At 39.7% G+C, this 9,150-nt stretch carries 10 protein-coding genes; 8 read left to right on the top strand and 2 right to left on the bottom strand.

The genetic code is table 11. The annotated features are described in order from the left end of the window. Window position 1: 1 nt before the first annotated feature. A complete protein-coding gene (locus tag CAPGI0001_RS03705) occupies window positions 2-2,839 on the bottom strand; it encodes a hypothetical protein (protein ID WP_002666593.1) in 2,838 nt (945 codons plus the stop codon). Between the two features lie 83 nt (window positions 2,840-2,922). Continuing rightward, window positions 2,923-3,240, bottom strand: a complete 318-nt coding sequence (locus tag CAPGI0001_RS03710; protein WP_002666731.1) for a hypothetical protein — start codon at window positions 3,238-3,240, stop codon at window positions 2,923-2,925. Between the two features lie 477 nt (window positions 3,241-3,717). Between CAPGI0001_RS03710 and CAPGI0001_RS03720 the strand changes: the two genes are divergently transcribed. The 8 genes from CAPGI0001_RS03720 (at window position 3,718) to CAPGI0001_RS03755 (ending at window position 9,140) form a co-directional block, all read left to right on the top strand. Then, window positions 3,718-4,059: a helix-turn-helix domain-containing protein gene (locus CAPGI0001_RS03720; RefSeq protein WP_002666484.1), complete on the top strand. Its 342-nt coding sequence runs from the start codon at window positions 3,718-3,720 to the stop codon at window positions 4,057-4,059. A 1-nt stretch (window position 4,060) separates the two neighbouring features. Next, window positions 4,061-4,705 (top strand): hypothetical protein, encoded by a 645-nt coding sequence (locus CAPGI0001_RS03725; protein ID WP_040359541.1) that lies wholly within the window; start codon window positions 4,061-4,063, stop codon window positions 4,703-4,705. A 92-nt stretch (window positions 4,706-4,797) separates the two neighbouring features. Beyond that, entirely contained in the window at window positions 4,798-5,310 is a 513-nt protein-coding gene (locus tag CAPGI0001_RS03730) for a hypothetical protein (RefSeq protein ID WP_002666857.1), read from the top strand. A 58-nt stretch (window positions 5,311-5,368) separates the two neighbouring features. Further along, a complete protein-coding gene (locus CAPGI0001_RS03735; protein WP_155813429.1) occupies window positions 5,369-5,695 on the top strand; it encodes a hypothetical protein in 327 nt (108 codons plus the stop codon). 160 nt (window positions 5,696-5,855) lie between these two features. Beyond that, window positions 5,856-6,599 carry an electron transfer flavoprotein subunit beta/FixA family protein gene (locus CAPGI0001_RS03740; protein ID WP_002666897.1) on the top strand — a complete coding sequence of 248 codons (744 nt, stop codon included), beginning with the start codon at window positions 5,856-5,858 and terminating at the stop codon, window positions 6,597-6,599. Between the two features lie 12 nt (window positions 6,600-6,611). Then, the gene (locus CAPGI0001_RS03745) at window positions 6,612-7,538 is read left to right on the top strand and encodes an electron transfer flavoprotein subunit alpha/FixB family protein (RefSeq protein WP_002666555.1); all 927 of its coding nucleotides are present in this window, start codon (window positions 6,612-6,614) and stop codon (window positions 7,536-7,538) included. A 34-nt stretch (window positions 7,539-7,572) separates the two neighbouring features. After that, window positions 7,573-8,313 carry a rhomboid family intramembrane serine protease gene (locus CAPGI0001_RS03750; RefSeq protein WP_040359547.1) on the top strand — a complete coding sequence of 247 codons (741 nt, stop codon included), beginning with the start codon at window positions 7,573-7,575 and terminating at the stop codon, window positions 8,311-8,313. Between the two features lie 20 nt (window positions 8,314-8,333). After that, window positions 8,334-9,140: a rhomboid family protein gene (locus tag CAPGI0001_RS03755; protein ID WP_002666465.1), complete on the top strand. Its 807-nt coding sequence runs from the start codon at window positions 8,334-8,336 to the stop codon at window positions 9,138-9,140. The last annotated feature ends 10 nt before the right edge of the window (window positions 9,141-9,150 follow it).

Consider the following 9,150-nt stretch of genomic DNA (forward strand, 5'->3'; position numbering starts at 1 on the left):
CTTAAAAATCTATTTCTTGACTTAGGTTATCGGTTATATGTGGAGCGGGAGGGGTTGAAGGTTGCGTAGGCTCTTCTATGGCGGGTATATCCCCCAGCTGCTTAGTGTCTATATAGAAATGCTCTAAGGAATTGCCATTTTCGGTTTTGCGCTTAGCCTTCTGTAACTCCCATTTATGGATATTACAATACTCTTGTAGCTTCTTATACACTTGGTAAGGGGTGTATTTGTTACCCAGCTCGCCGATTGCCTCTCGGACAAATTCAGGCTTGTTAATCCAGTGATTGAGTTTTGCCTCATCGGCGAAATAATCATTGAGGAAGTTCAAGCAATTATCCCCAATAGAAAGCAATGCACGTCTGTTCTGCAAGGCTTCTAAAGGTGCCATAATAGGCTGGTCGCACGATAGGTAAAACTGCAAGCAGTTGAACAGAAAATTATAATCGGCATTCCATTCCTCCGCACTGTAATCACTATTCATTATATCACGCCCACCAAAGTCATCGGAAATCTTTCGTGAAAACAGGTAATCATTCTTAGGAGTTTTGGCATGGTAATAGTCTCCGTTTTGGTAGAATAGCAAGCGGCGCACCAAGGAACTTTCCTCAAAGTCGGGAACGTAGTTAGTTGTAGCTGCCATTTTAGGGCTTCGCTCAAAGGGAATGTAATAGATCTTTCCTCCCTTGTGGTTGGCTTCAAAGTCCCCCGTTACTTTATTGTAAAAGTCTCGGAAATCCTGATTGAAATTCATATCGTCCAAGAAAACCAACCGTGTTTTTTCGGTTACCTTATCGTAAGGGAACTTGTTATTGCCGAGTGTTTTCCCGTCAATGTATTTACTCTTTAGCATTTTGCGAATGCCATTGACCAAAAAAGACTTTGCCGTACCTCCGTAGGATCCCTTTACGCTGTTTCCTCCCTTGTAGTCAGTGCCTATTACGATAAAGCTCTCTGATTCTCGCTTGTGCTGGTGCAGCATATAGCCCACACAGTATATTTTATTCATCAGGTGCAATTCCTGTTCGTAGTTTTCGGCTTCGGTAAGGTTTTCGCTCGATATTCCAAAAGGGTTTAAGTCCTTATGTTCTTCGTTAGCGTCCTTTTCCCAATAGATACGGCTGGAATTAATCAATACTTTGAAATAATTGCTATCCTTATTAAGTATCTTGATACGTGTACGTCCCTGCTCATCGGTGTATTTCTCGAAAAAGGGCGTTAGTAGGGATATGTTATGGTTGATGATCTCATCTTTCCAAAATTGCACCTTGAGCGCTCCTGAATATTTGTAGGAAGCAATACTATCCTTCTGTATCTTTATGGCTTCGTTGGCAAAGAAATACCACTGATACGAACGCCCGTAGTTAGTAATGTCTTTGTCAAATATAGGAAGCATTTTAAGGTGTGAAGGTTGGAAAGCTGCTGCCGAAAACACTCGGTTGCGCACCTGCTCATTATATACCTTGTTGTCAATCCATTCCAATACATATTTCTTAATATCTGTACTGAGTATTTTTTCTAATTTGCCCTGCTTGAGGCTGACAAATTCGCATTCGTCCTCCTTTTGCTCAGAATAGTTGGAAGCAAAGGTATAAAAGCCCTTGAGGTGTAGAAAGTGAATGATTTTAGTAGGATTGAACTGTACAGTACCCTTGTCAGAGAACGTCCAAAAACGGAAGTTAAGCGCCTGATTGAGCATTTTGGCGAAGATAGCTTGAAGAATCTCCTTGCCTGCATTCTTCTCACGGCGCAACCAGTCGGCAAAGTCTTTTTTCTTGGAATATTTAAGATCCTTGGGAAGCCAAACCAGCTTTATATCTAAGAAGCTATCGGCTATTTGTACCGCTTGCTTAACCCCTGTTTCGTCCAAATCGGGTATGTAATAGATATTTTTGGCTATTTGGGAAAGCTCGTAATACTCTTGGCTATTGATTACCTCCGTTTCGGAGTTGAACCAAATGACATCATACCCCAGTGAGGCAATATTAATGCCGTCCGTACCTCCTGTGGCGATGATTACCGTTTCCAACTTGAGAGCGTCCAATTGAGCCAAAAGATCCTTTTTTGTCTCACTATTTCTTGCTGTTTTCAGATCCTTGATAACTTGCTTTATGGTCTCATATTCTACCTTCTCAAAGAGCCGATCCCAGCCATATATGATACGTTTGCCGCTTTTATCCCCAACAAACGAATGTTTGTGTATAAAAGCGTCTCCTTTAGGGGCATAAGGTTGGTATATCTTTACATAATCTCCCTTGTCATAACCAAAAATAGGAAAATCAGCATTGGCAATAGTTGTTTTTTTGTATTTATTCCCTTTTTCATTAACTCCAACAGTCTGGTAGCTTTCTATTTCCTTAAAAACATATTCCTTTAAAAGCTCCTCTGTATAGAAAGGGAACAAGCGTTGTAGTAGTTTCTTGTTTTTGTAAGAAGAAGAAAAATTGACTTTCCAAAAACCTTCGTCCTCCTCTACATTAGAGGAAAATTCCACCGTGGGAGTTACCTTATTACCCTCAGGAAGTGGCACCCCATATTGGCTACATAGTTTTTTCAGGGCTTCCCAAAAGGTACAATGATCACGCTTTACCACATAATCAATCGCATTCATACCTTTATTTTCTACCCCGAAATCTGTAAAGGTATAAGGGGCAGGGCCTTTATCACTTGTTTTTTGGTTAATATGGCAGGAACCAGTTTTATCCTCAGTACGTACGGCAAAACCTTTGAGGCGTCCACGATTGCGCGCTATTTCAGAGGCAAATTCGTCTTCAAAAAACTGACGGCCATAATCGGTTGCATTCCAAAGTTCCTGTTTGAGTTGTTCTAAGTTGATGTCCATTGCTACCCGTTTTTAATAGCCACTGAAAAAGAAAGCCGTGCCTATATTGCGCAGAAGAACACGGCTTTTCAGTAGCTAATGGATTAGTGTTTATTGCAAAATATATTTATAAAATCATCTATGAAAAAAGCGGCTTTCACCAGTTGTAGACGCTCAAAATAACGCTCCAAGTCAGATTGTTTGTAAGAGAGATAACAGATATTATGAGATCCTACAATAAATAAAAACCAATCCTCAGGCATTTTCTGCTTTAAATCATCTAATACCTTGTAAGATTCAAAGATAAAAGAAAAATGCACCTGTGTTTTCACTATTCGCTGGGTGATATAGGTAATACCTTCTGTATTAGAGAGTATTTTCACCAATTCGTTTATATGTTCTTGCATGTTATTCTGTATCATAAAACAATCTTATTAGTAAAAAAAGAATACAACTCCAGTAAAATATAGCTATTAACATCTATCAATGTTTATCAATTGGTCTATAGGAAGCTGTAATAATTCACTCAAAGCCAGTAAAAAGGAATAATGAGTAAGTTTTTCACTGTCTTTTTTGAGCCAATCCTTTATTGTGCGGTACTTTTCACTTGTTTTTAGGGACAAATTGGTGATAACAATATCATTAATCTTTTCCTTTATAGAAGGCTTTAGGGTAACTATTACTTTTTGCGATTTTATCATTATTTTTTTCTTGTTTAATAAATATTACGTATTTTTGTACTTAATAACAGCACGTAATTAAGTACGTGTTTTATGTTTGTTTCGCGGGACAAATTTACGAATAATATTTCAATTTGCAATATAAAATATTCTTTTTCGCAATAAAATATTATTTTTAAATATATATTATTGAAAATTAATTACTTAAATTTGTCTATTATGATTACTAAAGATAAAATATTAGAGAATATCTCAAAAATTCGTGTAAATAAAAAGATTACACAGAAGACTATTGCTGAATTTTTAGAGATAGAACAAGGGAGTTATAGTCTCTTAGAGAGAGGTGAGAGAGATTTAACTATTGACAGATTATTGCAAATAGCTATTTTTTTTAAAATGGATGTAGTGGATATTATAACATATCCCAATAAGGGATCGTATAACAAAGAAAACGAAGAGGATATAAAAGCTATTTTGCAAATAGAACTCAAAAAAGATAAGAAGGATCAAGTAATGAAACTTATCTTTGGGGATAACAGCTTAGAGATATTAAATAACTAATATGAAAAAAGCATCTATAAGTATAGTTTTATCAATAACAGCTATTATAATTTGTATTATTAACTTTTTTGTGTTTAATATAAGGGTTGCTCCCTATGAGTTTGATGTATATGGAGTATTAGTTGGTATTTTAGGTATATTAGTTACGTTTTTACTAGGCTGGCAGATATTTAGTGTATTTCAGATGAAAAAGGAAATAGACAAACTAAAAGCTGATATTTCCCAAGAAGTAGATACAGAAATAGAAAAACTTAGAGAAGATGTAAAAGAACATACAAATCAGATGGATGATGAACTTAGAAATTTAGTATCTGGATTAGGCTTTGAGTTCTATGGGACAATATTAACTGATCATTATTTGAAAAATAGTGGGAGTTTTTCATTTTTTAGTAAGTTCAAAAATCTGATAATGTTTCTATTATATGCCAATAATGTTTCTTCTCCTTTATATGAGGAAAAGGTGGAACCTGTAGTAAAACTATATTTACGTAAATTAATTAAATTATGTAGAAAGCACAAATCTAAAATTAGGAATTTGGATCCTTTAATAAAGAAAGAATTATTGGAAAAAATTGATATATTCACAGAAGAAAATAAAAAAATAGATTTTTCTTTTCTGATAGCTACCTTAAATGGAACTATATAAAAGCTAATAAAAACAGAAAAAAAATAACGAATAGTATTTCCTATATTATTAATATTTAGTATTTTTGCTGTGTAATACTAAATATTTAAGTTATGTTTTTATCAAGTACATTATCCTTTTTGGATAGCTTTTCTATAGTTTCAGCAACAGTGGGAGTATCCCTAATAGTATCTTTTGAGTATTATAAAAGAAAAAGACTAAGCTATGAGGATAAAGAGGTTATAAAAAAATTATTACAAACCCTTGATGTAAATAATTTTCAAGAAAACATCTATCAACAGAATGCTTGGTATGGTTATTCCTTGGAATCTATACAGAAAACAACAAGTTTTGTAAAGGAATCTGAAAGGATAAGTAATTTCATTGCGCAAAAGAAGTCTCGTAGAAGTGTAGAGAAGATCAGAACGCTTTTGAAAGAATTTAACCAATTGGTTATAGAGAAGATGAATACAAAACGTACTTCCTATATATTGCCAAAGGAACCTGACAAGTATTCACAAAGTGAAGCGATCGCAATAGTACTCAATGAGAAGACAAAGAAGATCTTTCAGGAGCTCGAAAAGTTTGTATTCTATATAAAGAAGGAACACCAGCTTATTTTTTAGAAACCAAGGCAATAAAATTTGGTTTCCAAAGTTTCCAAAGTCAAATAAGCGAAAATTTTTGGAAACCATTTTTAGAAACCACTTTACCCCCTTTTATTATACCCTTTTCTCTCTTTATAATATATTGATATATAATAATATAGAGAGAAAGAATAAAGATAACAAACACGCTCTTTTCGCTATGGTTTCCAAAGTTTCCAAAAATATTAGAAGTTTGAAGGGGGTGTATAGGGGAAGCGAGGGGGCTGCGCCAAAGTCGTACCCTTCGGGGATCGTTTTAAAGCGGTATAGGGCTGCGCCCTATGGCTTTTTTTGGCAGCCAGAGGCTGCAACTGCGAACGGCTTTAAAACTGCGAAGGGAGGAGAAAAACCGCAATTTCTTTAAATTTCAGTGATTTACAGAAACAACTAAAACAACGATACTGTGTCAAATCTGTGTCAAAAAACTTATATATAACTCAAATAGTCCATAAATAATATATTGATAATCACGGACAAAAATTAAAAATAATGATCAATCTTTGTCCCTTATAAAAATTAGTTTCATGAAAATATTAGTATGTGTCAATCAGGTGCCTGATACCACTTCTCAGATAAATTTCACCTCAGATCAAAGTGCTTTTGACCCTTCAGGGGTGCAGTTTGTCCTCAACCCCAGTGATGAAGCAGCGCTTATGCGAGCACTCCAGCTCAAGGAAGAGGTAGGCGCCGAGCTTACTTTAGTCCATGTAGGACTTTCCGATAGTGAGCCAGTGCTGCGCAAGGCCTTTGCTTTGGGTGCTGACCACATGCTCCGTATCGATACTTTCCCTACGGATGGCTTTTTTGTAGCTGAGCAGTTGGCAGCTATTGCCCCTGAGTACGATGCCATTTTCTGCGGACGCGAATCCTTGGATTATAATGGCGGTATGGTGGGCGGTATGCTTGCTGCACTCTTGGATTACGACTTTGTCGATGAGGTAACTGCCTTCTCTTTTGAGGGGGATAAGGCTGCCAAGATCACCCGTATGACCGATGGCGGCAAGGAGCACTTGGAAGTTCCCTTACCTGTGGTAGTGGGCATCCAAAAGGAAATCGTCCCAGAAAGCGAAATTCGTATCCCCAGCATGAAGGGGATCATGATGGCGCGCAAGGCTCCCTTGGAGGTGATCCCCCCTGTGGAGGCTTCCTCCCAGCCGAAGATAACCGCCTTGGAAAAACCTCAGCCCAAAGCACCAGTCAAAATTATTGACCCGAACAACTTGGACGAACTTATCGACGAACTGCACAACAAAAGAAAACTATTCTAAAACGACACCAAAATGACTTTAGTATATACCGAATACAACGACGGCCAATTCACTAAAAAAACCTTGGAAGCGCTCTCCTATGCCCAAGCGTTCTCTGACAAGGTAATTGCCCTTACCATAAATGTAGCCGATCCTACACCCTTAGCCCGCTATGGAGTAAGTAAGATTGTCAAGGTAACAGCTCCTGAACTCTCCTCTTTTCAGGCTAAGCCTTATGCCGAGCTCCTAAGTCAGGTAGCCAAGCGAGAGCAGGTCTCTCTTGTGGTGCTCCCCAGTTCGGCCAATACACGCTACTTAGCGCCTATGCTCGCCGTCAGCTGGCAGGCGGCTTATCTCTCCAATGTGAGCTCCTTGCCCAAGGACGGACAGGTGCAGAAGGTGATCTTCTCCTCCAAGGCCATCTCTTGGGTGCCTTTGGCGCCTAAGCAGGTCATTACCTTAGCTGGAAATACGGTCGAGATAAAGGAAGCTCCAGCCCAAGCTGTGGTGGAGGAATACACTCCTCAGCTCCCCAAGGAGCGCATCAAGCACTTGGGTACGGAGAAATTTACCAGTAAAATATCCATCGATGATGCCGCTATCGTGGTCTCTGGCGGACGTGGTATGCAGACTCCTGACAACTGGCACTTGGTGGAGGATCTCGCCGATGCCTTAGGGGCTGCTACCGCTTGTACTAAGCCCGTATCTGATATGGGGTGGCGCCCTCATAGTGAGCATATTGGGCAAACGGGTAAGCCACTCGCTTGCGAGCTCTATATCGCTTTGGGGGTATCAGGAGCTATCCAGCACATCGCTGGTGTGAATGCCTCCAAGGTCAAGGTGGTGATCAACTCCGATCCCGAAGCGCCTTTCTTCAAGGCTGCTGACTATGGCATCGTAGGCGACCTCTTTGAGGTAGTACCACGCCTGACGGAAAAGATTAAGAATTTACAAAAATAAGGCAAAAAGCCCCAACTAATCCCTCTGACAAATCATGATGAATATAACTAAGGCGGTCGCTCACCTGATCATTGCCAATGTACTCTTCTTCCTCTTGGCACATTTTATACCTATGTTGCAGGACAAGGCGGCTCTCTACTATATAGAAAACCCCAATTTCCAGTGGTGGCAGGTGTTCTCTCACCTCTTTATGCACGCCTCTGTAGCGCATATTTTCTTTAATATGTTTGCTCTTTATTCCTTCGGAATGCCTCTGGAAAGCTACTTTGGTAGCAATCGCTTTATTGTCTTTTATTTTGCTTGTGGCTTAGGAGCAGCCTTCTTACATACAGCGGTGAACTATTACGAGTTTCACTCAGCGCTGGACATCTTGCAGAGCAAAGGTTTTTCGATAAGCCAGGCGCAGGAGCTCTTACAGAAAGGTATGTATAATACGGGCTGGGAAGAAGCGCTTTCCGAGAGTGATTTCAAGGATATGATGTCGGCTTATATGATTCCTGCTGTAGGTGCCTCTGGGGCGATCTATGGGATCTTGGTAGCCTTTGGGGTTCTTTTCCCTAATGCCGAACTCATGCTCATGTTCCTCCCCATCCCGATCAAGGCTAAGTACTTTATTCCGATCCTCATCGCCTTGGATTTGTTCTCAGGGGTGACTGGTTATTCCATCTTTGGTAGCAATATTGCCCACTTTGCTCATGTGGGTGGGGCGCTGATAGGCTTTATCTTGATGAAGCTTTGGCAAAAAAATTCTTTCAATGACAGAAGGTTGTACTAAGTATAACAGAGAAATGGATCATGAATAGAACTGTAAAAAGAATATGGGGCAAGCATTCCCTGTCATTAGTGTATATACTCATCGTAAGTTACCTCTGTGGTTATATCCTTCCGCAGCTATTTGCCTTCCTCTGGCAGCGTACCGACCCTTTTGTAAGGGATCTCTTTGCACTCTCACAGGACTTTTCCCAGCTATTGCAGCAACCCTGGACAGCCATTACCTATAGCTTCTTCCATGCCAGCTTTATCCACTGCTTTTTCAATGCGATTATGCTTTACTTCGTAGGGATCTTGTTCATGAATCTCTTCACACCAAAGCGTTTCTTAGGAATATATATAGCAGGGGTAGTAGCAGGCGGGCTCTTTTTTATGCTTACCTATGCTATTTTTCCGGTCTTTGCTCATCGGGAGGATTACCTCTTGGGCGGATCTGCAGGGATCATGGCGGTACTGATATTCTTAACCACCTACACTCCTACACTTAGGATTTATCTCTTTGGGGTATGGGCTGTTCCCTTGTGGGTGTTGGGTGTACTGATGGTGGCCACAGACCTCCTTAGTATCCCCATAAGCAATGCAGGAGGGCATATCGCCCACTTAGGAGGAGCACTTGTAGGAATACTCTATGGCTTGTTTCTCAAGGGGAAGCTCTCTTTCTCTCTTCCCAAAAGAGCTCGACAGGCTCCCACTTCTCCCTATACTAATGAGCACGCCCAGGAACGAATCAATACCATTCTGGACAAAATCAGCAAAAGTGGCTATGACAGTCTCACCAATGAAGAAAAAAGATACCTCTTCTTAGCCAGCCGGGAAAACGCTAACCAATAATTTACCTTGG

Source organism: Capnocytophaga gingivalis ATCC 33624, assembly GCF_000174755.1.
In the GTDB taxonomy this organism is placed as follows: domain Bacteria; phylum Bacteroidota; class Bacteroidia; order Flavobacteriales; family Flavobacteriaceae; genus Capnocytophaga; species Capnocytophaga gingivalis.

Bases quoted from the DNA above. Each gene is read 5' to 3' on its own strand.
- CAPGI0001_RS03755 (WP_002666465.1), top strand. From the start codon at position 8,334: ATGAATAGAACTGTAAAAAGAATATGGGGCAAGCATTCCCTGTCATTA.
- CAPGI0001_RS03730 (WP_002666857.1), top strand. From the start codon at position 4,798: ATGTTTTTATCAAGTACATTATCCTTTTTGGATAGCTTTTCTATAGTT.
- CAPGI0001_RS03745 (WP_002666555.1), top strand. From the start codon at position 6,612: ATGACTTTAGTATATACCGAATACAACGACGGCCAATTCACTAAAAAA.
- CAPGI0001_RS03720 (WP_002666484.1), top strand. From the start codon at position 3,718: ATGATTACTAAAGATAAAATATTAGAGAATATCTCAAAAATTCGTGTA.
- CAPGI0001_RS03750 (WP_040359547.1), top strand. From the start codon at position 7,573: ATGATGAATATAACTAAGGCGGTCGCTCACCTGATCATTGCCAATGTA.
- CAPGI0001_RS03705 (WP_002666593.1), bottom strand. From the start codon at position 2,839: ATGGACATCAACTTAGAACAACTCAAACAGGAACTTTGGAATGCAACC.
- CAPGI0001_RS03740 (WP_002666897.1), top strand. From the start codon at position 5,856: ATGAAAATATTAGTATGTGTCAATCAGGTGCCTGATACCACTTCTCAG.
- CAPGI0001_RS03725 (WP_040359541.1), top strand. From the start codon at position 4,061: ATGAAAAAAGCATCTATAAGTATAGTTTTATCAATAACAGCTATTATA.
- CAPGI0001_RS03710 (WP_002666731.1), bottom strand. From the start codon at position 3,240: ATGATACAGAATAACATGCAAGAACATATAAACGAATTGGTGAAAATA.